Source organism: Brevibacillus sp. AG, assembly GCF_028369215.1.
In the GTDB taxonomy this organism is placed as follows: Bacteria; Bacillota; Bacilli; order Brevibacillales; family Brevibacillaceae; genus Brevibacillus; species Brevibacillus porteri.
The window spans coordinates 260,358-282,266 of the sequence record NZ_JAQMYO010000002.1; the positions used below are offsets into that span (position 1 = coordinate 260,358).

Sequence of the window (21,909 nt, forward strand, 5' to 3'; positions counted from 1 at the left end):
CCTCCGTTTTTCTTAGTATGACGAAAATAAAGTCCCTTACTCTGGAAGTGGCTCCCGTAAAAAACTGCCCATTGTGCCGCGTTTCACTACCTGTTAATATGGAAGGTATGCATAATAGAGGAGGTTCACATGAAGCGTCTTGACATACGCAACATTGCAATTATTGCCCACGTTGACCACGGAAAAACCACGCTGGTTGACAAACTTTTGATCCAATCGGGCACATTCCGCTCGAACCAACAGGTAGAAGAGAGAATGATGGACTCTAACGACCTGGAGCGCGAGCGTGGAATTACGATCCTGGCGAAAACCACTTCTGTCAAATACAATGATTTCACGATTAACATCTTGGATACACCAGGCCATGCTGACTTCGGTGGCGAGGTTGAGCGTATCATGAGCATGGTGGATGGCGTTCTGTTGATCGTCGACGCCTTCGAAGGCTGTATGCCACAAACACGCTTTGTATTGAAAAAAGCGCTGGAAGCAAAAGTTACCCCTATCGTTGTCGTGAACAAAGTAGACCGCGACAATGCACGTCCTCAAGAAGTTATCAACGAAGTGTACGACCTGTTCATTGATCTGGATGCGACGGAAGACCAGCTGGAATTCCCAATCGTATATGCTTCCGGTCTGCAAGGGATTGCAGGACTTGAGCCAGATAAGCTGGAAGGCGACCTTCGCCCACTGTTTGACACCATCGTAGAGCATATGCCTGCTCCTGACGCAGACGAATCTGCTCCGCTCCAAATGCAAGTAACCATGCTGGATTACAACGACTTTTTGGGTCGTATCGGGATTGGCCGCATCTATCGCGGTACTATGAATTTGAATGAAATGGTATCCGTGACTACGCGCGAAGGCGAAGTGAAAAAAGCGCGGATTCAAAAGCTGTTCGGTTTCTCCGGTCTGCAACGTGTTGAGCAAAAAACAGCAAGAGCGGGAGATATCGTAGCGATTTCTGGTATTGATGATATTAACGTAGGGGAAACGGTTTGCCACGTTGATCATCCTGAGGCATTGCCACTCTTGAAAATTGACGAGCCTACCCTGCAAATGACATTCCTCGTGAACAACAGCCCGTTTGCTGGTCGCGAAGGTAAGCACGTGACTTCCCGCAAGCTGCGTGATCGTCTGATGTCTGAGTTGGAGACAGATGTATCTCTGCGTGTAGATGAAACAGATTCGCCAGATGCGTATGTGGTTTCTGGACGTGGTGAATTACACTTGTCCATCTTGGTAGAGAACATGCGTCGTGAAGGCTTTGAACTGGGTGTGTCCAAGCCTGAGGTTATCATTCGTATGATCGATGGACAAAAAATGGAACCGGCTGAGCTGTTGATCATTGATGTACCTGAGGAATACACAGGGCCGGTTATGGAGACATTGGGTCAACGTAAAGCCGAGATGGTTAACATGATCAACAACGGCTTCGGACAAGTTCGTCTGGAATTCATTATTCCATCCCGTGGTTTGATCGGATATCGTACAGAGTTCTTGACGATTACACGCGGTTACGGTATTCTCAACCACTCTTTTGACAGCTATCGTCCACTTGTACCAGGAGCGGTAGGAGGACGTCACGCAGGGGTACTTATTTCCCACGAGACAGGAACAGCTACCACGTACGGCTTGATGTCCGTAGAGGATCGCGGAACGATGTTCATTCACCCAGGTACAGAAGTATACGAGGGCATGATCGTGGGCGAGCATAACCGTGACAACGATCTTGTTGTTAACGTATGTAAAGAAAAGCATGCGACCAACGTACGTTCTGCGACCAAGGATGAGACTGTCAAAATGAAGGCTCCTCGCATGTTGTCTTTGGAAGAGGCATTGGAATATCTGAACGACGATGAGCTGTGCGAAGTAACACCTCAATCCGTTCGTCTGCGCAAAAAATATCTGAACAAATCAGATCGTGAGCGCTATGAGAAGCAAAGACGCTATGAAGCACAACCGCAAGCGTAAGATAGAAAAGAAAAGAACGCCACTTTATCCTGTTTGGGATGAAGTGGCGTTTTTGTTTGGGCTGTCCTTACAACAGACTTTCAATATCAGAGATGAGCTCTTCAGGTTGAGTACGAGCACTGATGCGTTTTACAACCTGACCGTCTTTATCCACGAGGAATTTGGCGAAGTTCCATTCGATATCTGGATTTTCTTCGCTCGGGGCATGTTCCTTCAAGTACTGATACAACGGGTGAGTATCAGGACCATTGACATCGATCTTTGCAAACAGCGGGAACGTCACGCCGTAATTTCGATCGCAGAACGTTGCGATTTCTTCTTCTGTTCCTGGCTCTTGTCCAGCGAACTGGTTGCAAGGGAAGCCGAGAACAACAAGACCTTTATCCTGATAACGCTCATACAGCTTCTGTAGCCCTTTGTATTGAGGAGTAAGGCCGCATTGGCTGGCGACGTTCACGATTAGCAGGACATGCCCTTTGAAGGCGGCTAACGTCTTTTCTTCACCGGAAATGGTTTTGACGGCAATATCATACAAGCTCATCTTATTCCCACCTTTTTCTACTGACATATCTTCATCATAGCATGTACGGCGAAATTCATGCCAGCAACATGGAAGAGCCTACCGTTTTTTGACACAGAATCCACCACCTGATAAAGTAAGAAAGATAGCGTTTTCCTAAGAAAAAAGGAGTGACTATTCGTTTCATTCCGCCTATGAGGTGGCATGTGAAGCGGTAGGAGTTTCACCGCTTGAAGACAGGAGAGATAAGTGATGGACTGGATACAAATCGCATCAACCTATGTGCCAACGAATCCAGATCAGCTCACCGCATATGACAGCTTTCGCATATGGGCTGATAAATATCGGGCTTGGATTTTGTTTGTGGAATTAATTATCGTCTATTATCTTGGCTTTGCTACCCGTATCCGTATGCCTATTTTGAAAAACGTGCTCTTGTACATCCTTTTGTTTGCTGGAGCTCTCATTTTCGCTATTTTGGATGTGCAGCTTCCTGTGAAAAGTGCAATGTTCGTAGCGATTGCGATTCTCGTGATTGTTAAGGTACGGATCAAGCCGGAGCAAACTGGGCGAAAGTGAGGAGAACCGTGTGAAGCGTGAAGATGCACTTTTTAACTGGCTCCAAATTCAAGTGGTTGCCGATGCGCGACCAGAAGACCGCTCTGCTTTGGATACAGCTGCTTTTTTCTTGCAATTGCTGCAAGAGGATCATCAAATGAGCGATATCGGCTATCGTCAGGAAGGCAACTGGTACGTGCTCTTTGGAAACGCTGAATCTCAAGCCTTGGAAGTGCGATACCCTGCTGAATCGGTCGAAGCTTTATTGGCCGCGATTGAAGGCGAACCCAAGTACAACTGCAACTAAAGGGACAAAGACTCCCCTCCACTTGCCGAAATGATTCGGAAGTTGGGTGGAGTTTTTTTGTATCGAGCACTTTTTGTAGGTAATAAGACGCGGTTTCTTGGAGGATGCAACTTTTGAAAATGATTTCCCGTCAATATTCATGCCCCAAGCAACCAGGGGGATTTTGCCAGACTAGAAGGGGGAACTACCATTGAAAAAGTACATGACCAAGCCCGTATTAGCAGTGGTGACAGCTGCAGGTATTCTTGGCTGTTTGACGCCAATTTTTGCCGATGCAAGCTCGATTGCTAGTCCAAGTGCCACAAAGGTAGTCATGAATGACGAAGGGAAACAAGTAACGCGCTACAATCTGAAAGAACTTGCCCAAAATGATCCAACCACGTTGAACATGCTCTTGAAGAATCAAGCGGATCACTTGTACATCATTGTAGAAGAAATCAACTTGAATACGAAACTGCAAACCTATATGGAAGAAAACAAAGCGGAGTGGGAGCGTATTTACAACGAGTACTACAGCGATATTTGGCTGGAAGTGCGCTTGACAGACAATGATGAAGAAATCGTGAGCGTAAATGCCAAGACTGAAAATAACAAGGTGTACATAAAGGGGATTGTGACTTCGGATGTCACCAAGGTGGTTGTGAAAAAGCCGAATTCCGACATTATTGAAGTCGTTCCGACCAAGGAGCACTCTTTTACGGTCAGCTTTGAAGCTCCAGATGCATCCTATGAACCGTATGTAACTGTGAGTGCCTATGAAGGCAGCAAGCTGGTTGATAGCGAGAAAGTAAAGATCGTACCAAAAGCAGAAGAAGATAAGGAAATGATCATCCATACTATGTCTGTATTGGATGCGAAGAAAAAGGAATTAAAAGTAAAAGGAATTGTCAAGCAAGGGGCAGACAAAGTAACTGTCACCTATAATGGCGTGAAAAAAGACGCAAACGTGAAGAAGCTGTGGGACGGCGTAGGCAGCTTCACAGTCTCAGTAAAGGATGTACAAGCAGCAAAAGATCAAAAAGCCTTGATCGAGATTTACGAGGATGGCAAGAAGGTTGATTCCGAATCCGTTCAGGTAGAAATCGTTAACGCTCCTGACAAGGATCAAGCGACCGTATATGCCATTAAGGCGACTGCTGTAAACAATCCTGCCGCCAAGTCCATTCAAGTGAAGGGGACAGTAAGCGGCTGGAATAAAAAGGACGACACTGAATTGTATGTGATCGCTCCTGACGGGAAGAAAAAAGAGATTAAGCCAAATGACAAAGGCGAGTTTTCGCTGACATTGTCGTACAAGAATCATTCCTTTAGTGCCAAAACAATTCAATTCGCATTGTATGAAGATGATAAGCTGGTTAAGAAAGCTGACGTTGCATTAAGCACAAAAGTCATTGTCGAGCCTGTGAAGCCAACAGATGAGGATAAAGACGATGATGATGACAAAAAGAAAAAAGAAAAAGGGAAGCAGAAAGATAAGCATCCCAACGGCAACGCGTATGGCTATTGGAAAAAGCACGACAAACATCATGATGACGATGATGATCATGACGACGACAGAGACTAGTCTCTATCGTTAAGGCCGCTGCTTGTAAGTCTCGACGTACTCCACCAATTGTCTGATGTAATCCCCCAGAATGGGGATGGAAAGAAATTGCGTCAAGAGGGAGCCGAGGAAAGCCAAAACGATAGCAGTACCAATTGTCAACCCCAGACCCCGGGCAAGACCTGCGAGGAAATTGATCCAGAGCAGCTTGCGCGGGGCTGTGTAATTTTGGATCACATCTGCTAGTCGGATATCTTCCAAGAACATCGCAATTTTATGCATCCGCTCATTTACCTTCCGAACTTCCTGAAGCTCTTCAAGGACTTGATCAATTTGCTGCATGAGGCGGTCTGTAGGCGACAAGCTGTCCATCCCCTTCCATCATTCGGTATCGTTACTTACCAGTCTAGGGAAAAAGACAACCAGAATCAAGGTGGAGAGGAAACGTTTGCCTATCAGCTAGGCGAAGGGTAAAATGAACGTACAAAACGTTTGTTAGGAGGCTTTGAAATGGCTGAAACTGTTTCCCAATCTCTTTCCGAAGATTTATTCAAGCTCTTGCAAAAGGAGCGTTTTGTTACCTTGGGCACAGTAGACCATGAGTCAGGGGCACCATCGCTCAGCTCCTTGTCCTGGACGTATGCTGTCAGCGCCGATACGATTCGTTTTGCCGTGGATAATCGCTCACGTATTTTGGCTAATATTGCGAAGGAACCGCAAGTTGTCTTGCATTTGATCGGTGCCGGCTCGTCTTTCGCCATAAATGGTCGTGCTTCCGTCAAAACAGACCGACTGGAAGGCGTTCCGCTCAAGCTGGCCATGGCAGAAATCAAAATTGAGGCTGTTCGTGATATTATGTTTTACGGTTCCCGTATTTCCGTAGAACCACAATATGAAAAGACGTATGACAAAAACGCGGCAGCGAAGCTGGACAATCAAGTGATGACCGCCTTGAAAGATGCAAATTAACGGGTGGAAATAAATTGTTGACAAGAATCCTGCCGATCCTTTAGTATTAGGGTCAATCAAATTGAATAGCAATCTTCTTATCCAGAGCGGCGGAGGGACTGGCCCGATGATGCCCGGCAACCAATCACCTGTATTTTAACAGGGAGATAATGGTGCTAATTCCTGCAGAGTTATCAAACTCTGAAAGATGAGAAGGATTTGCTTACGGTGACGTAAACAAAGCCTTCTTTCAGAGGAAAGAGGGCTTTTTTGATGCCCTCGTACACTATTGGAGGGAGAGAAACAGACATGAATTTGGAAACGAAATTGATTCAGGCGGGAGTAGGCAGAGATGAAAAAACAGGGGCGGTGAGCTTTCCTGTTTACTATGCTACGGCTTATCGCCATCCGGCCTTGGGCCAGAGCACTGGATACGATTATACACGCACAGCTAATCCTACTCGCACTATTTTGGAGGAGACCATCGCTGAAGCGGAATCAGGAGATGCAGGTTTCGCTTGCGCCTCAGGAATGGCTGCTGTTCATACCGTCATGGGCTTGTTTTCCCAAGGGGATCATCTGATCGTTTCACTCGATCTGTACGGGGGAACCTATCGATTGTTCGAGCAAGTGCTCTCTCGCTATGGTCTGACGTTTTCGTATGTGGATTTGCGTGACATTGGTGCACTCAAAAATACGATTCGCCCTGAGACAAAGGCGATCTTCGTCGAGACACCTACCAATCCGCTCATGCAGATTACCGATATTCGAGCAGTAACGCAATTGGCGAAACAGCATGGTCTCCTTACGATTGTAGACAACACATTCTTAACCCCGTATTGTCAACGCCCATTGGAGCTTGGTGCAGATATCGTTCTACATAGTGCAACCAAGTATTTGGCAGGACATAACGATGTACTGGCTGGACTCATCGTAACAAAAGGGGGAGAGTTGTCGGAAAAAATCCGGTTTTTGCACAATTCAATCGGTGCTGTACTTGGACCACAAGATTGCTGGCTTCTCGTTCGCGGGATGAAAACATTGGCATTGCGGATGGATCGTCATCAATCCAATGCCTTGATTGTAGCGAAAAAGCTGCGTGAGCATCCGGCAGTGGCGGAGGTATTTTATCCAGGTCTGCCAGAGCATCCGGGGCATGAGATACAGGTGCAACAAGCAACTGGGCATAGTGGGATGGTATCGTTCCGCGTACGCGATACAGAACAGGTGGGATTGTTCCTGCAAAATCTGCAAATCGTGTCCTTTGCGGAAAGTCTGGGTGGTGTCGAGTCATTGTGTACGTATCCGGCGACGCAGACTCACGCCGATATCCCGCAAGAAGTCAGAGAACATGTCGGTGTTTGTGATCGATTGTTGCGACTGTCGGTTGGCATCGAGCATCCAGATGATGTCGTAGCCGATTTGTTTCAGGCATTGAATGCTAGTTTGGTCGTAGGGGGGAGTGTACGATGAATTTTGCAACCAAGATCCTCCACGGTTCGACTTGCATTGACCCGTTCACAGGTGCGTCGTCGGTTCCGATTTATCAAGCTTCGACGTTTCATCAGGCTGATATCGATCAGCCAGGTACATTCGATTATGCCAGATCAGGCAATCCGACCAGGCAGGCTTTGGAGGAAGCTATTGCGTCTCTGGAGGGAGGCGCACGCGGTTTCGCGTTCTCATCTGGCATGGCTGCCATTTCCAGCGTATTTATGCTGTTTTCAGCTGGAGACCATGTTGTAGTGGCGGAAGATGTATACGGTGGCACGTTTCGGTTTTTGACCAAGGTATTATCGAGAATGGGCATCTCCGTTACGTTCGTGGATGCAACAGATACAGATTCCGTTCGTGCGGCCATTACATCGGCAACGAAAGGGATTTACCTGGAGACCCCCTCCAATCCCACCTTAAAGGTGACAGATATTGCAGCGGTTTCTCGTATTGCGAAGGAGCACGGCTTGCTCGTCATTGTCGATAATACGTTCCTTACCCCGTATTACCAGCGGCCATTAGAACTTGGCGCAGATGTGGTCATTCATAGTGCAACGAAGTTTATTGGAGGGCATAGCGACGTCGTGGCAGGCCTGGCCGTTACCAGGGAGGCTGCGTTAGGGGAGCAGCTCTACTTTATCCAGAATGGCATGGGAGCGATTTTGGGTGTGCAGGACTGCTGGCTGGTGATGCGTGGGCTCAAAACATTGAAAGCCCGACTAGATGTCAGCACGAAAACAGCCGCGAGCTTGGCTGACTGGTTGTCATCGCATCCACAAGTAAGCCGCGTTTACTATACAGGACTGGAGGATCATCCCGGTCATCTGATTCAAACACAACAAGCGACTGGTCATGGGGCTGTTCTTTCTTTTGATGTAGGGAGTCGGGAGCGAGCAAAAGCATTGTTTGATCGCGTAAAATTGCCGATTGTGGCTGTCAGCCTCGGGGCAGTGGAAACGATTCTCTCGTACCCAGCTACGATGTCACATGCAGCGATGCCTGCTGAGGAAAGAGCTGCAAGGGGAATCACAGATGGCTTGATCAGGTTGTCAGCTGGCTTAGAGGATTTCGATGACTTGGTGGCAGATTTGAAGCAAGCTTTGGATCATTTGCCATCTGAAGCACCAGTCCATAAAGAAAAAGAGGTATTCTCCCGGGCTTGAATCCGGGGGATACCTCTTTTTCTTTTAAGGAGGTTCCTGTACGATTTGCGTTGATTTTGTTTTGTCCTTGCGGCTCTTTGTGCATGCGTTTTTCTTTTACTTGAGAAGGGGTTTCTTCGCGAGGCTGCACACTGCGCGGCAGTTGGGGAATGATCCGACCTACGATATCCGCCAACTCTTCCGTAATACCGGCAACAGGATGGCCGCGACGAATATCATCTCTCATTTCCCGTAACCGCTGTACGACGGCAGGGTCTGCGGTTACGACAGCGTTCGCTCCTTGAGGGTCTTCTTTCAGTGCTTCCGCAACTGTATACTTAATGACGCCGACTTCTGGGCGATCCAAATTCGGGTCTACAGTAATACCGACTACAGCATATTTACCCAAGACCACAGCAGTCGCGCTGTGTACCCTTTTCACACGTGTTGCCAGTTGGGCCAGACGATCAGCGGTGGCTTGAGAAGATTGATTATAAGCAGGCTCAGGAGCTGTTTGCTGAACGCGTTGCGTATGAGTGGCATGCTTCGGCTGTGCAGCCTGATTGGCTGGTGGATTTTTGCCCGACATGCATGCTGTAAGCAACAAGCTAAAACCGAGGCAGCAGATCATGATCCGTTTCACAGGCATTCTCCCTTTCCCAGTATTGCCTTCCTTCTGGAGGAGGGCAGGGTTACAAGTATTTTGTTCTGGGCTGCCGATTTTCATTCTGCCAATGGGTCGTCTATCTCTGTCTACCTGAACATAGACTGTAGTACATCACGTCGCCGCACTTGAGCATCCCTCCAAAAATTGCATAGGGTATATAAGAAGGGGAATAGGAGGCGAGATTTTGAAGAAAATCTACGTACTGGACACCAACGTACTCCTGCAAGATCCAAGGGCGATGTTTTCTTTCGCTGACAACGAAATAGTCATACCAGCTGTCGTATTAGAAGAAATCGATTCCAAAAAGCGGTACATGGATGAAATTGGCCGCAATGCTCGGTACGTATCTCGGCTCTTTGACAGTTTTCGTGAGCTGGGGCAATTGCACACTGGCATTACTCTCGAAACAGGCGGGTTGTTTCGGGTGGAACTGAATCATTCCTCTTTCCACCGCCTTCAGAAACAATTCACAGAAATGAGTAATGACAACCGCATTTTGGCGGTCGCACTAAACTTACAGGAGGAGGAAAACGGAAAACCACAGCCAAGACCGGTCATTTTGGTAAGTAAGGATGCTCTCATGAGAGTCAAGGCTGATGCATTGAATATTTCCGCAGAGGATTTTCTTTCGGATCGAGTTGTGGGGGAGTTCTCCAGTATTTACCCGGGGTATCAGAAGATGATGGTAGCGTCCGATATCATCAAGAACTACTACGCGACAAGAAAACTGCAGCTGGCCTCCTGTTTTCCACGCTATCGCTTTTACCCTCATCAATTTTTAGTGCTGAAGGACGAATGCAACCCATCTATTTCAGCGATTGGAAAGGTCGACCCGGACGGAAAAACGTTAGAAATGCTTGTGTCAGATGATGATCCGATTTGGGGCATCCGAGCCCGTAACGTACAGCAACGGATGGCAACCGAATTGCTGTTACGAGATGATATTCCTTTAGTAACTATGACCGGTAAGGCCGGTACAGGAAAAACCTTGCTGGCATTAGCAGCGGGCCTGCTGCAAATCGAGGACCAGCAAAAATACAAAAAACTGTTAGTGGCAAGACCTATCGTTCCGCTTGGAAAAGACATCGGTTATTTGCCCGGCGAAAAAGAAGAAAAGCTTCGACCGTGGATGCAACCGATTTATGATAATTTGGAATATTTGTTTAACACAAAGCGCCCAGGTGATCTGGATAAAATTTTGGCAGGCATGGGTAGTTTGCAGGTGGAAGCTTTGACATATATTCGTGGGCGCTCCATCCCCGAACAATTTATTATCATTGATGAAGCCCAAAACTTGACAAAGCATGAAGTGAAGACGATCCTGACGAGGGTAGGGGACGGCTCGAAAATTGTACTAATGGGTGATCCTGAGCAGATTGATCATCCATACTTGGATGAGAGCAACAACGGTTTAACCTACGTGGTAGAAGTATTTAAAGACCAAAAGCTGGCTGGACATATCCAGTTGGAAAAAGGCGAACGGAGTGTGCTTGCACAGCTGGCCGCAGATTTATTGTAAAGAGGATGTATGAAAAACAGCGAGAAGGTCATACTATTTTTGTCGAGCCCGATGATTCATGTAAGTAAACGGCGAAATGCCTTGCAGGAGGCGAAGATCCGTGGATAATCATGATCAAGCAATCGACGAAAGTCGTATGGAGATTAACCGATTCCTTTAGCTACTTTTCTCTACGATGGAGGTTGAAGAGCCAAAGAGAATAACCGGTAGAACCCCATAAGCAATTCGGGCTCGACAAGGACCGCTCCTCATTGGAGCGGTTTTCATTTTTTGCAGATTCGGAGGCAAAAAGAAAAACGCGGATAATAAATTCCCGCGTTTTTGTCCGATTTTCCTTATTTAGCAGCTGCGATCGCTGTTCGCAATGACGAAATACATCCGATGTGCATCCCTTCATGGAAAAGAGTGAAGACCATCATTTCCCCATAAGTATGCATAGTGCCTTTGTCTCCTAGCTGAAACGGTTTTGGCAATGGATCATTCAATCGGGAATGCAATTCTTCTTTAATACGCACATGTTGTTCTTTTAGCTCTGCAGCTAAGGTCTCGAGGGAAGGTCCTTCTTTTTGCCAATCAGCAGGCTTGGTTCCTGGAGCAAACATGGCTGCGTAATACGGAGGACATTTCATTCCTTCTGGTCCGAAGAGCAAGTAATCTTGTGTCAGGAGAAGATGACCAATATTCCAGCGAATGTTGTTTTTAAAGCCATCTGGAACCACGTCTGCTTCTTCCTCGGTTATTTCCGTCAATCTAGCCAAAAACATTCCGCGAATCAAGTCGTACTGATTCCATACAAAAGAAAAGTCCTGCATAGCAATCCCTGCCCTTCCTCATATTTACATGCACCAACATGTTACCGTATAAACAGAAAAGGGGAAATATACAAACTGTAAAAAATTTGCAAGTTGTCCCTCCATCTCCATACATATGTACAAAGGGGGGAAGCATGATGGTTACGTTGGATTCATCTATTTCTTTTTTGATTTATATAACAGCGGTGTCCAGCGCGGCAGCAGGTGTCACGGAAGCTTTTAAATCAGTCGTTCCCTTTTTGGCGACGGACTATGAGGCGAAAGAAAATTGCTGGGAGGATCAGTATCACGCTGCTAGACTGATGCACTACAAACGCTTTTTCAATCTGCTTATTTCCGTATTGGCTGCTGGTGTCATTTTTGGCATGCTTGGTCTGGACCCGGCTCTCATTTTAACTGGTGCTGAATCCGCTTATGTAAAAAATTCGTGGCAGCTAGGAACCTGGATGTGGGGAATTGTAGCGGTGTTTGGCTCACCTTTTTTCGCATCACTCCTCAAAATACTAGAGAGCTTCAAACAATCGGTGGACAATAATCTGCCGCCTAATCGACCGCGCCGCAAAGTCAGCGGAACACGAGAATAAGCTCGTCTCCCTATGGTTGCCCGATGCTTGCCGGATAAGCTAAGATAACCAAAAGAGTGGTAGCAAAGGTGGGCACAGGTGAATGATGTGGAAATGCTTGCGAATGACTACGTTTTGGGTATTAACAGTTGTTGTCTTGGCGGCGTGTTCGGCCCAGTCGGAACCAACTGCTAGATTTGACCCTGAAAATCAAAAGGAATACGGAGTAAACGGCATGTATCTCGGGCAGAACATAAAAGAAGCGATGGATATTTTGAAGCCGACACAAGCTGATTTTATGGATATGGTGACAAGGCAAAGTTACACGGTAGAGCAGATGTCGCAGGGTGCGGGAGATGCTGTGATGGGGATGCTGCTGGTTGATCAGACCCAGATGATGATCAAAGTCCACAAAGGTGAATTGACATCAATCATGCTGGGAGGAGTTCCCCGTGAGGACGGGCAAAAATTCAAAACATACCGAGGACTCGCTATGTTTGACAGTGCTGAACAGCTAGAGAAGCTGTACGGAAAAGGAAAAGGCGAACAAGAAGTGGTATATGAGGGCAGTAAATACACCGCCAATTTTGGTCTTGTGGACAATCAAGTAGCGTGGTTCCGATTTGATCGTAAATCATCGTAAAAAGGAGATGGGAGTTCGCTTATGAGGAACTCCCTTTTTTGCGTGTAAAGGATTCATTTAGTCGGATGGTGCCAAACGAGCTTCACTTGATAAGCGTTCGCGATTCCCTCTGTCAGTGGAATCAAGCTTTGATCGATCAGGTAGGCTTCGGGTTGTTGTGTATTTTCGGGTATTACGCCTAAAATGTGTTCACGGAGTTGCTCCGTAGCAGCCCACTGATCTTCTGAGTGGGATGGAGCCCCGAGCGTTCCGATGGCAACTTGATCTGCATATACATACAAATGTTCATTTTGGGAGACAAAACCGATATCATCGAGTTGATCGATTGTGGTTGCTGACGGGAGCAGCAATAGGGAAAAGGCATCGCCTAACATGTTGGACTTCTCCAAAATGGTTTCCAGCTTCTCCAGTTCGGCTTGATTCTCTACAATAAAAAGCAGTTTGTCCCGATCAAAGACATTGACATGATCTCCGATTTTATGTATGACTTGAGCATAGAAGCCAGGGAGCTTCCCGGCTGGTACATTCAGTTCAATTCCGTACATATGGCGCATGTCATACCCCCATGTTTGCAAGCGTGTTTTTTCTATCGTATCAAAAAATCAAGGAGGTTTCCTATGACGAATCAAAATCTTGCCATTGAATCCTATGCGTTGGGAGCATTTCAAACCAATGCGTATGTGGTGACAAACACCGATACCAACCAAACCATTGCGATTGACCCGGGCATGGAGCCAGATCAGTTGCTTCACGCTCTCGCAAATAAAAACGTCGTTGCCATTCTTTTGACGCATGCCCACTTGGATCATATTGGTGGTCTCAACCAAGTAAGAGAATTGACAAAAGCACCGGTTTACATTCATCCACTGGAGCAGGAATGGCTCACAAACCCTGATCTCAACGGATCTCGACGCTGGAATCTGCCTGAACTCATCGTATGTGAGCGGGCCGAGCACGAACTGGAGGATGGTCAGACTCTGGAACTGGCAGGTTTTCACATTCAGGTGCTGCATACGCCAGGGCATTCACCAGGCAGCTGTTCATTTGTCATTGGCCAGCACTGCTTCGGTGGCGACGTTCTGTTTAACCAAAGCATCGGGCGTACGGATCTCTTCGGAGGAGATTACGAAACGCTGATGATCAGTATCCAAGACAAGCTATTTGAGCTTGATGATGAAACCATTGTGTATCCAGGGCATGGACCAAAGACGACGATCGACTACGAGAAAACGTACAATCCGTTTGTCACAGGCATGCTTCGTTAAGTCACTTCATCATTCTTTATAAAATATGGGAGAGGATTTTGTCAGGTGGTGGAGAAAAGGAAGGGGTCACCATTTACTAAAGGAGCTATTCATTATGAAGCGAACAAGGAAATGGGCACTCATTCTCGTTATCGCCTGCACGAGTCTGGTTGGGTGTGCAGCACCCATCGCCCAAGCAGATAAGACCAACCAAGCTCCCAACGTGAAAGCGCCTGATCCCGCAACACCACCGCAGACAGCGCCCAATCATCAGGAGACACAACCTCCGACTTTGCCATCAAGATTCCCGGAACAGCGTATCTCCCTTCTTGCTGTTGGGGATATCATGATGCATCAGGAGCAGTTGGATGCCGTCTGGGACCCAGCGACGAAAAGCTATGATTTTCAACGATTCTTCCCGAATGTCATCCCGATGTTCCGCGAGGCAGACTGGGTCATCGGCAATCTTGAGACAACGATGAGCGGTAGCAAGGCCAAATACTCAGGCTATCCGATGTTTAATTCTCCTGAGTCGCTTGCACATTCGTTGAAGGAAATTGGATTTACTGCGGTATCGACAGCGAATAACCATTCGATGGACCGCAAAGAACAAGGGGTTCTGCAAACCATCAAATATCTCGATGAAGCCGGTCTTCCGCACACGGGAACGTTTGCCAGTCCCGAGGATCGAGATGAGCCCTTGTTGTTGACCAAGGACGGATTCACATTAGCCTTGCTATCGTATACGTACGGAACGAATGGAATCGCGATTCCAGAAGGCAAGCCGTATCTGGTCAATCTGATTTCGCCTGCGCTGATGAAAAAAGACATCGCACGGGCAAGAGAAAAAGGAGCCGATCTGGTTGCAGTGGCGCTTCATTTCGGAAATGAGTATCAACGCATGCCTAGTCCTGAACAAATCAAGACCGCCGAGCAAGCTCTAACATTTGGAGCGGATTTGATTTTGGGGGCGCATCCACATGTGGTACAACCTTATGAATGGAAGACGGTTACCCTCGAAGATGGACGTCAACACAAAGGACTGATCGCCTATTCGTTGGGCAATTTCATCTCTGCGCAGCGTTGGGACTACAAGGATGTTGGCGCAATCCTGAAGCTTGTGCTGTACAAGAATGAGTCAGGAGAGGCCAGCATCGAAAGTGCTGAAATGATTCCGACCTACGTTCATTTTTATCGGAAAAATAATAAGCGCAACTATGTCATTTACCCGGTGTCAGAAACATTGGAGAAGCTGAAGCAGGGGCAGAAATACCCTACGCTGACGAAAGAAGCGATCCAGTACATGACACAATTGCAGAAGGAAATGCCGGTTCATGTCAATAAGGTTGTCTCCAAGAAAAAAGCCAGCTAATAAATAGCTGGCTTTACTTCTTTCCGAATCCAAATGGAAGATTGAATTGTAGCTGAAGTTTTAATTCTTCGTCCATCAGCGTGATGCCTTGCACTTGGATGTTGGGGGAGATCAGCTCCGGATAAAATCCGAGATCGTACGCTTCCTCCATTTCCTCCACGGTCGATTGAGGCAAGGCAAAGCCGTCAAAGTACAGCTCGGTAATGTGGAATTTGAGATGGGTAGGTGAGACGAGCTCATAGTTACCAACGAGCTTTAGCTCCATCTGATCATACGTGCCTTCCACGGTCAGCTTGTTATCCTCAAAGGCGAAATGGGATTGTTTAAACAAGGCGTCTTTCTCTATCAGAAAATTGTTGAAGTCAGTCTGGTTGATGGTTAGTGTATGCTTGAGGAGACCTTCCGACTGAATTCGATCCGGCGTCGCCAACTCGGGAACTTGAACCATAACCTGCGCGAGCATTCCGAAGAAGGTCTGGAATGCGGGCAAACCACGTTTTTCCCAGTCTAAAATCAAGTGATTCATCATGGATTCCACAACTGTCGGATTATCCAGTTTTTGTACGTTTTTTTCTTTTTCAGCGGCAACAGCGAGCATTTCTGCTAATTGAAGCTCGTATTTTTTTCGCAGCGTTTGAAGTTGGTCCAATCGATTCTTTTTGTCGGTTTGCATCGCAGTGAGCTTCGTGCGCTCAGTATGATAGGACTCTAGTCGAGACATGTCACGCTCGTACAAGATCTCGTAGAAGTCGTACATCAATAAGAACTGATTGAAATTTTCCGCATTTAATAGTAACGTCAGAAGATTAGTACGCTCGCCCATGTAATAGGCCCGCGCTACCTCACCGGCCCGGCGTTGTGTCGCTTCCATCACCAGCTTTTGTCGTTGCAAATCGAGATCCATTTGAGCGATTTCCCCGTATGTCCGCGTCTCTTCTTCCTTGAGTAAGGTGAGGGTTCGCTCCAGCTCTTTTTGTGTAAAATGCTGTTGCAGGATGAGCTGCTCCAAAGGAGTAGAGGGCTCTTCCTGGGCGAATACCGTCAGTGGACATACAAGTAGGAACAAGACGAGAAGAAATTTGCGCATGATTTCACCTTTTGCTTTTGCCTTTCCATATTGTATGCTTCTTTTCGTATTATAGCCTTATCTAGTTGAATTTGGATAGCAGGAGAAGAGCTTATGACGATGATCGAACTGATTCGCGAGGAAATAGCAAGCCAACCAGGGAAAGCGATTACGTTCGCGCGCTTTATGGAGTTGGCCCTCTATCATGACACGTATGGATATTATATGGTCGAACAACCCAAAGTAGGCAAAGCGGGAGATTTTTATACGAGTGCATCGGTGCATCCTGTCTTTGCGGAAACAATCGCAGATGTAATCTTGGCATTGTGGGAGAAGGCGGATATTACTTCGCCTGTGCTCGTTGAGATCGGTGGTGGCACCGGGGCTGTTTGCCGACACATGCTGGAGCACATCCGTGAGAGCAAGCCAGAGGTATACAAAGAGCTGACGATCATTTTGATAGAGGCGAGTCCTTATCACCGGAAAATGCAGCAGGAGGCGCTCCAGTGGCACGAGGGTCCAAAGCGCTGGTATTCTTCTGTGAATGAAGCTGCCAAGCATGAAAAAATAGAAGGGGTTCTTTTCTCGAATGAATGGCTGGACGCATTTCCAGTACATATTGTGGAGAAAACCAGATCCGGCTGGCAGGAAGTATGGGTGCGAGTTGGCGAGGATGGGTTGGAAGAGTGTCTGGGGGATATGACACCAGCGCTTGGGGAATATTTGCGCGAGCTGAACTTGAAGCTGCCAATCGGCATGCGGATCGAGATAAATATGGCGATGGAGCAAACCGCACAAGAAGTTTCCAGCCTATTGAAAAAAGGGTTCGTCATCACGATTGATTACGGTGATCTGCAAGAAGAGCTTTACCACCCTAGTCGAAAAAACGGAACATTGATGTGCTACCATCGTCATCAGGCTCATACGAATCCGTATATCAACATAGGCGAACAAGACTTGACGACACATGTGAATTTTTCTGCGTGGCAAGAGTATGGAGAAAAGGTTGGTTTACGGGAAATAGACTATATGAGACAGGATCGGTTTTTGATGCGGAATGGCTTGCTTCATAAAGCGGTCGCGCATATGGATACAGACCCTTTCACGAGCGTTGCGATGAAACGGAATCGGGCGATCCAGCAGTTGATTGATCCTGCTGGCTTAGGTGGGCGTTTTTGGGTCATGGTCCAAGAGAAAGGCACCTGGGAGTAAAAGAAGAGGAAAACATAAAAAAAGATGCTCATGGCGAGCATCTTTTTTCTTACATGATCAATTGTAGAAAAGCGTGTTCTTGTGGTCCTACAGGCATCACGAAGAACGTGTAATACGTGAATCCAACAAAAGACAGGAACATGAAGCCGAAGAAAATGTTTAGGTATACTCGTTCAGTCAGATTCATGTAGCTCAACGCTACGAAGAATGCAGTCAAACTGAAGAAGATGAGCGCCATCGGGTACAACTCTGCCCAAAACGCCATCAACGCGATCACGATGGTCCAGAAACCAAGAACGCGATACATACGATCCATTTTTGTCCCCCCTTTTTGCCTCGATCGGTAAGATTTACAAGATTCCTCCCCCATTATATAGGACAGGTGAACACGTGTAAACGATAAAGGTATGACGGATTGTTGTCACCCGGGGAGGAAAGACTGGACTTGCGGTGCTAATACTGAATCAGCGTATAGTTGCAGGATTGGCATCCGCGAATTTTGGAATCATCCTCACGTAATTCAATGTTCCCCAAGTACGTTTCGAATATTCCCATCAACAGAGCGTTGTGCATCTGGCATACGGCATTCGGATATTTTTTTGCGCTGTCAGAGAAGGTGCAATTATTTACGCGAAAACGCAGCTTTCCTTCATCCATTGCTTCGATGTCTGGTTTCAATCCCTGAGCCACGACAATCCGATGGATCAGGTCCAATTTTTCTTCCATAGAGGCTATTTCTAAATTGATTCCGCTTTGGACAACCGCCCGTTTTGCCATCTCAGTTCCAATGCGATGTCCCATTTTAATTAGAGCGGCTTCGCCAGCTTCGCCGAGCGAGAGCAGGCTTTCAATCGCGATATCGGCTAACAGCTGATAGTCACGAGGAGGGAATTGCAGACTCACAACCTGTTCAGACAGTGAGTACAACCGACTGGGACGTCCTCCCTTACCACTTTTGTCTGTAACAGCAGTGAGTAAATTCACGTCCTCCAACTTCGTCAAGTGCAAGCGTGCCACATTAGGGTGGATAGAGAAGTGATCAGCTATATCCTGAACCGTGATGGGATCTTTACTGTAGGCGACAAATTGGTAAATGGAAAAACGGGTGGGGTCAGCTAAAGCACTGGTTAACTTTTGCGCATCGTGGTCCATGCCGATACCCCTTTCTCAAAACAATCTCCATAAGATCAAATTCAAAAAGTCGTCTTTTCAGCACCGAGAAAGTGGTGAGAACCTGAAAAAGGAGGAGCGGAGTGTAGGGGACCTACATGAGCACCGGACTTTGAAGGTGAACGCCTCTTTCGATGTTGTCCAAGCTTTCAGGACTCCTTCGTGATCAAAAGACGACTTTTTGAACAATCTTCATAAGTGTATCCCATTTTGTGTTACTTGTTAAGGTAGCAGTGTGCTACAACAGCATATCGCATAAATTTTCGTCTAGTTTTTAGATTAACTACTATTGACATAGTGTTAATCAAGCATTAAAATCCAAAGTAAGGAAAGAAATTTTATTGGCTAACTTTTTGTAAGAGCTTGAACCAAACATCACGAACTGCAAATCGTAAGACTTTTATAGATGAAATCATACGTGATAGATGAGATGGAGGGGTAACCAATGGCCGTTGCTGAACGTACACAAACACAAAAATTAACGTTTTTCACTTATCCTAGCTGCACATCCTGTCGCAAAGCGAAGGCATGGCTGGCAGAAAACGGAGTGAATTACGAAGAGCGTCACTTGTTCAAAAATCCACCGACAGCAGAAGAACTGCTTGATATTATTAAAATGACTTCAAATGGCTTGGATGAAATCTTGTCGACGAGAAGTCAGCGTTTTAAAAACCTGGATGTCGATATTAATGATATGTCAGTGAAGGAACTGCTCGAAATGCTTAGTGAAGAGCCTCAGCTTTTGAAGCGTCCGATCCTGACTGACGGTGAAAACCTGATCGTCGGATTCAATTCATCCGCCATGAAAAATCTGTTGTCCTAATAAAGAGGGGGTAAAGACCTCCTCTTTTTTGTTTGTCCATCGAAAGGTAAAATAAAGCCACAAGCTGATAAAAGGTGGGAGTTCTTATGGAGACCTTGCTTTTGCAAAAACAGGACGGTATCGCCACAATCACATTAAATCGACCGCATGTACATAATGCCATTAGCGTGGAGTTGGTTGATGAACTGCATCAGGTCTTGCGAGACTGCCAAGCCGATCCAGAGGTAAAGGTTCTGATTGTGACGGGGACAGGCAGAAGCTTTGTTTCCGGAGGCGATTTGAATCAGTTTATTGCAGCGCGCGGCTATGAACAGGCGCATCCTTTGCTCAGTAAAGTGACAGGGCTTTTGTCCGCCATTGATCAGAATTCCAAACCGGTGATTGCCATGATTAACGGTGCAGCGGTCGGAGGTGGCTGTGAGTTTGCGGGCGCGTGTCATTTTCGTTTTGCCAGTGACCGGGCGACCTTCGGGTTTGTACAAATCAGCATGCATATTACGACAGGCTGGGGTGGAGGAAGTCGGCTGTTGGACTTGTTGCCAGAGTCAAAAGCACTCGCTCTTCTGTTGACTGGTGACAGATTGCGTGCAGAGGAAGCTAAGTCCTATGGTTTTGTTGACGAGGTATACACAGAAGAGAAGCTGCATGAGGAAGTATATCGTTTCGCTCGAAAAATCGCTGCCCAGCCGCTAGCTGGCATTGAGGCGTACATGAAGATTTTGCAGTGGAAGCGTATGGGCATTCCGCAAGAAGAACGAATCCGGCGCGAAGTGAGTCAATGTGCGCATCTTTGGGGTAGCCCTGAACACGTCGCCGTAGTGGAAAGCTTCCTGACTAAGCGCCCAACGTCCTGATCGATGTAGTCCATTTCGTTTAAACATTTATTTGCTTGGACATACTTTTTCTAGTAGAAAGCGATTCTACAAGAGTAGGGAAAAGCATAGGATGAATTACATCATCCTTTTTAAAGGTAACGGGAGGGACTCATATGGTAGCTTCCAGACAAGACGCATGGACCGAAGATGACGATCTAGTGCTGGCGGAAGTCACCTTGCGCCACATACGCGAAGGCGGCACACAGCTTGCTGCATTTGAAGAAGTGGGTCAAAGGTTAGGAAGGACAGCAGCTGCGTGCGGCTTCCGCTGGAACAGTTGCGTGCGCAAACGGTACGATGCGGCTATTTCGATTGCGAAAAGCCAAAGACAGCAGCTGAAAAAGCTCGGGAGGATTCAAGTACCGTCCCCTGTGGTGGCTGAGGTCGAGGTCGTCGCGTTGCACACAAAACGATCTGAAACACCAGTAGCAGAGGTACAAAAGTACGCGGATGTAGAGGAGCAGCAGATTGAAGCAGTCATTCGCATGCTCGTCAATCAAAAAGAAATGACTCGTCGTTTGCGACAATTGGAACAAGAGTTGGAAGGAAAAGAGTTGGAGTTAAAAGAATTGAAAGAAGCCCACGAACGCGCTAGAAAAGAACTGGATCAGGTTCAGGGGGTCAATGATGACTACCGTGCGTTGGTACAGATCATGGAACGTGCACGCAAGCTTGCTTTTTTACAGGAAGAGGATTCCAACAAAGCGATCTTCAAAATGGATGAAAACGGAAATTTGGAGCGCGTAGAAAAATAAGCGTAGAAATTAGGGATGAAAAAAGAAGCGGGCATTGATCCGCTTCTTTTTGTTTGCGCATTCATTTGTCATTCATGTTGGAAAAGGAAGAGCTAGTCTTGCAGCTCTACGCTCTCTGGCAACCATACGTATGGGTTTTCACCACGATCACGCATGAGGTTGTATTTCACAGGCGTGAAGCCCATTTTCAACCAAAAATCGTCTGCGCGACAGCGTGAGTTGGTTTTAATAGGAGCTCCAAAGCTCTTCGCGTGGTTGACCAAAGCAGTTCCGTAGTCTTTGTGACGGTAGTCAGGCAGGACTTCGAGCTTCCACAGCTCATAATAGTCTTGCGCAGGTTGGAAGTAACGGTCGTATTTCCCGTCAATTTTGTAGAGGCTCATACGTGCTACCATAAGATCGTTGTCATAAATACCGTAAAATGGAGATTCCGAATCGTTTTCCACGATGTTCGCCTCCAGGTCTTCCTTCATAGAAAGCTCCTCCAGGCCAAATTCGCGAAACTTCTGGAATTCCTCCAGTGTCTTATAGTTGATTTGCAAACGTCTTACTTCAAACATGGTTAGCCACTCCTCTCACAGCTCTTTGCCTTGGCCACCTTTTGGCCCCGCCCCTTTATTATACACGATGATGGGCTTTTCCGAAGTGTTTTTCTTTTTTTATTGGAGGGATTGTCAGGAAATGATTTCGCTTCCTTGGAAAAAT

24 protein-coding genes, 1 pseudogene and 1 riboswitch are annotated in these 21,909 nt (G+C 46.8%); of the genes and pseudogenes, 16 read left to right on the plus strand and 9 right to left on the minus strand.

Annotation, left to right across the window (positions count from 1 at the left end):
- Positions 1-129: 129 nt before the first annotated feature.
- Entirely contained in the window at positions 130-1,971 is a 1,842-nt protein-coding gene (gene typA, locus POF51_RS06220) for a translational GTPase TypA (protein ID WP_017249600.1), read from the plus strand.
- 67 nt (positions 1,972-2,038) lie between these two features.
- On the opposite strand, the gene POF51_RS06225 is transcribed toward typA, so the two are convergent.
- Positions 2,039-2,512, minus strand: a complete 474-nt coding sequence (locus tag POF51_RS06225) for a glutathione peroxidase (RefSeq protein WP_271754457.1) — start codon at positions 2,510-2,512, stop codon at positions 2,039-2,041.
- A 231-nt stretch (positions 2,513-2,743) separates the two neighbouring features.
- Here POF51_RS06225 and POF51_RS06230 point away from each other — a divergent pair, with 231 nt between their 5' ends.
- The 3 genes from POF51_RS06230 to POF51_RS06240 all read left to right on the plus strand — a co-directional run bounded on the left by POF51_RS06230 (position 2,744) and on the right by POF51_RS06240 (position 4,920).
- Positions 2,744-3,070, plus strand: a complete 327-nt coding sequence (locus tag POF51_RS06230; RefSeq protein ID WP_017249598.1) for a YlaH-like family protein — start codon at positions 2,744-2,746, stop codon at positions 3,068-3,070.
- 10 nt (positions 3,071-3,080) lie between these two features.
- A complete protein-coding gene (locus POF51_RS06235) occupies positions 3,081-3,356 on the plus strand; it encodes a hypothetical protein (RefSeq protein WP_069849670.1) in 276 nt (91 codons plus the stop codon).
- Between the two features lie 190 nt (positions 3,357-3,546).
- On the plus strand, positions 3,547-4,920 hold the full coding sequence (locus tag POF51_RS06240) for a hypothetical protein (RefSeq protein WP_069849668.1): 1,374 nt from the start codon (positions 3,547-3,549) through the stop codon (positions 4,918-4,920).
- A 9-nt stretch (positions 4,921-4,929) separates the two neighbouring features.
- Here POF51_RS06240 and POF51_RS06245 read toward each other — a convergent pair whose 3' ends face one another.
- The gene (locus tag POF51_RS06245) at positions 4,930-5,271 is read right to left on the minus strand and encodes a DUF5665 domain-containing protein (protein WP_007723262.1); all 342 of its coding nucleotides are present in this window, start codon (positions 5,269-5,271) and stop codon (positions 4,930-4,932) included.
- A gap of 138 nt (positions 5,272-5,409) precedes the next feature.
- Between POF51_RS06245 and POF51_RS06250 the strand changes: the two genes are divergently transcribed.
- The 3 genes from POF51_RS06250 (at position 5,410) to POF51_RS06260 (ending at position 8,504) form a co-directional block, all read left to right on the plus strand.
- Positions 5,410-5,868: a pyridoxamine 5'-phosphate oxidase family protein gene (locus POF51_RS06250; RefSeq protein ID WP_017249595.1), complete on the plus strand. Its 459-nt coding sequence runs from the start codon at positions 5,410-5,412 to the stop codon at positions 5,866-5,868.
- Between the two features lie 74 nt (positions 5,869-5,942).
- Positions 5,943-6,062, plus strand: a riboswitch (SAM riboswitch).
- Positions 6,063-6,156: 94 nt separating this feature from the next.
- Positions 6,157-7,320, plus strand: a complete 1,164-nt coding sequence (locus POF51_RS06255; RefSeq protein WP_069849666.1) for an aminotransferase class I/II-fold pyridoxal phosphate-dependent enzyme — start codon at positions 6,157-6,159, stop codon at positions 7,318-7,320.
- Entirely contained in the window at positions 7,317-8,504 is a 1,188-nt protein-coding gene (locus tag POF51_RS06260; protein WP_069849663.1) for a trans-sulfuration enzyme family protein, read from the plus strand. The genes POF51_RS06255 and POF51_RS06260 overlap by 4 nt, the downstream gene beginning before the upstream one ends.
- Positions 8,505-8,535: 31 nt before the next feature.
- On the opposite strand, the pseudogene POF51_RS06265 reads toward POF51_RS06260, so the two are convergent.
- A pseudogene (locus POF51_RS06265) lies at positions 8,536-9,132 on the minus strand (YhcN/YlaJ family sporulation lipoprotein); the annotation flags it as partial.
- A gap of 202 nt (positions 9,133-9,334) precedes the next feature.
- Here POF51_RS06265 and POF51_RS06270 point away from each other — a divergent pair.
- Entirely contained in the window at positions 9,335-10,669 is a 1,335-nt protein-coding gene (locus POF51_RS06270; RefSeq protein ID WP_069849661.1) for a PhoH family protein, read from the plus strand.
- A 335-nt stretch (positions 10,670-11,004) separates the two neighbouring features.
- On the opposite strand, the gene POF51_RS06275 is transcribed toward POF51_RS06270, so the two are convergent.
- Entirely contained in the window at positions 11,005-11,481 is a 477-nt protein-coding gene (locus POF51_RS06275) for a DinB family protein (protein WP_271754465.1), read from the minus strand.
- A gap of 137 nt (positions 11,482-11,618) precedes the next feature.
- Between POF51_RS06275 and POF51_RS06280 the strand changes: the two genes are divergently transcribed.
- Together POF51_RS06280 and POF51_RS06285 are read left to right on the plus strand one after the other, a co-directional pair.
- Entirely contained in the window at positions 11,619-12,065 is a 447-nt protein-coding gene (locus POF51_RS06280) for a hypothetical protein (protein ID WP_106835675.1), read from the plus strand.
- Positions 12,066-12,147: 82 nt separating this feature from the next.
- On the plus strand, positions 12,148-12,687 hold the full coding sequence (locus POF51_RS06285) for a hypothetical protein (RefSeq protein WP_069849654.1): 540 nt from the start codon (positions 12,148-12,150) through the stop codon (positions 12,685-12,687).
- A gap of 53 nt (positions 12,688-12,740) precedes the next feature.
- Here the strand turns inward: POF51_RS06285 and POF51_RS06290 are convergent, their stop codons facing one another.
- The gene (locus POF51_RS06290; RefSeq protein ID WP_271754468.1) at positions 12,741-13,241 is read right to left on the minus strand and encodes a hypothetical protein; all 501 of its coding nucleotides are present in this window, start codon (positions 13,239-13,241) and stop codon (positions 12,741-12,743) included.
- A 63-nt stretch (positions 13,242-13,304) separates the two neighbouring features.
- Here POF51_RS06290 and POF51_RS06295 point away from each other — a divergent pair, with 63 nt between their 5' ends.
- Both POF51_RS06295 and POF51_RS06300 read left to right on the plus strand, forming a co-directional pair.
- The gene (locus POF51_RS06295) at positions 13,305-13,952 is read left to right on the plus strand and encodes an MBL fold metallo-hydrolase (RefSeq protein ID WP_271754470.1); all 648 of its coding nucleotides are present in this window, start codon (positions 13,305-13,307) and stop codon (positions 13,950-13,952) included.
- Positions 13,953-14,046: 94 nt separating this feature from the next.
- On the plus strand, positions 14,047-15,303 hold the full coding sequence (locus tag POF51_RS06300; protein WP_271754472.1) for a CapA family protein: 1,257 nt from the start codon (positions 14,047-14,049) through the stop codon (positions 15,301-15,303).
- Between the two features lie 13 nt (positions 15,304-15,316).
- Here POF51_RS06300 and POF51_RS06305 read toward each other — a convergent pair whose 3' ends face one another.
- Positions 15,317-16,390, minus strand: coding sequence for a hypothetical protein (locus POF51_RS06305; RefSeq protein WP_017249584.1), 1,074 nt, complete (start codon positions 16,388-16,390; stop codon positions 15,317-15,319).
- Between the two features lie 93 nt (positions 16,391-16,483).
- Here POF51_RS06305 and POF51_RS06310 point away from each other — a divergent pair, with 93 nt between their 5' ends.
- Positions 16,484-17,581, plus strand: a complete 1,098-nt coding sequence (locus tag POF51_RS06310; RefSeq protein WP_069849648.1) for a class I SAM-dependent methyltransferase — start codon at positions 16,484-16,486, stop codon at positions 17,579-17,581.
- Between the two features lie 49 nt (positions 17,582-17,630).
- On the opposite strand, the gene POF51_RS06315 is transcribed toward POF51_RS06310, so the two are convergent.
- Positions 17,631-17,897 (minus strand): DUF2626 domain-containing protein, encoded by a 267-nt coding sequence (locus POF51_RS06315; RefSeq protein ID WP_017249582.1) that lies wholly within the window; start codon positions 17,895-17,897, stop codon positions 17,631-17,633.
- Between the two features lie 137 nt (positions 17,898-18,034).
- Positions 18,035-18,733 carry a helix-turn-helix transcriptional regulator gene (locus POF51_RS06320; RefSeq protein WP_017249581.1) on the minus strand — a complete coding sequence of 233 codons (699 nt, stop codon included), beginning with the start codon at positions 18,731-18,733 and terminating at the stop codon, positions 18,035-18,037.
- Between the two features lie 463 nt (positions 18,734-19,196).
- Between POF51_RS06320 and POF51_RS06325 the strand changes: the two genes are divergently transcribed.
- The 3 genes from POF51_RS06325 to POF51_RS06335 all read left to right on the plus strand — a co-directional run bounded on the left by POF51_RS06325 (position 19,197) and on the right by POF51_RS06335 (position 21,204).
- Positions 19,197-19,574 (plus strand): Spx/MgsR family RNA polymerase-binding regulatory protein, encoded by a 378-nt coding sequence (locus POF51_RS06325; RefSeq protein WP_016740704.1) that lies wholly within the window; start codon positions 19,197-19,199, stop codon positions 19,572-19,574.
- 86 nt (positions 19,575-19,660) lie between these two features.
- Positions 19,661-20,428, plus strand: coding sequence for an enoyl-CoA hydratase/isomerase family protein (locus tag POF51_RS06330; RefSeq protein ID WP_017249580.1), 768 nt, complete (start codon positions 19,661-19,663; stop codon positions 20,426-20,428).
- Positions 20,429-20,562: 134 nt separating this feature from the next.
- On the plus strand, positions 20,563-21,204 hold the full coding sequence (locus POF51_RS06335) for an RsfA family transcriptional regulator (RefSeq protein ID WP_069849646.1): 642 nt from the start codon (positions 20,563-20,565) through the stop codon (positions 21,202-21,204).
- A gap of 92 nt (positions 21,205-21,296) precedes the next feature.
- On the opposite strand, the gene POF51_RS06340 is transcribed toward POF51_RS06335, so the two are convergent.
- Positions 21,297-21,764: an N-acetyltransferase gene (locus tag POF51_RS06340; protein ID WP_007723302.1), complete on the minus strand. Its 468-nt coding sequence runs from the start codon at positions 21,762-21,764 to the stop codon at positions 21,297-21,299.
- Positions 21,765-21,909: the final 145 nt, after the last annotated feature.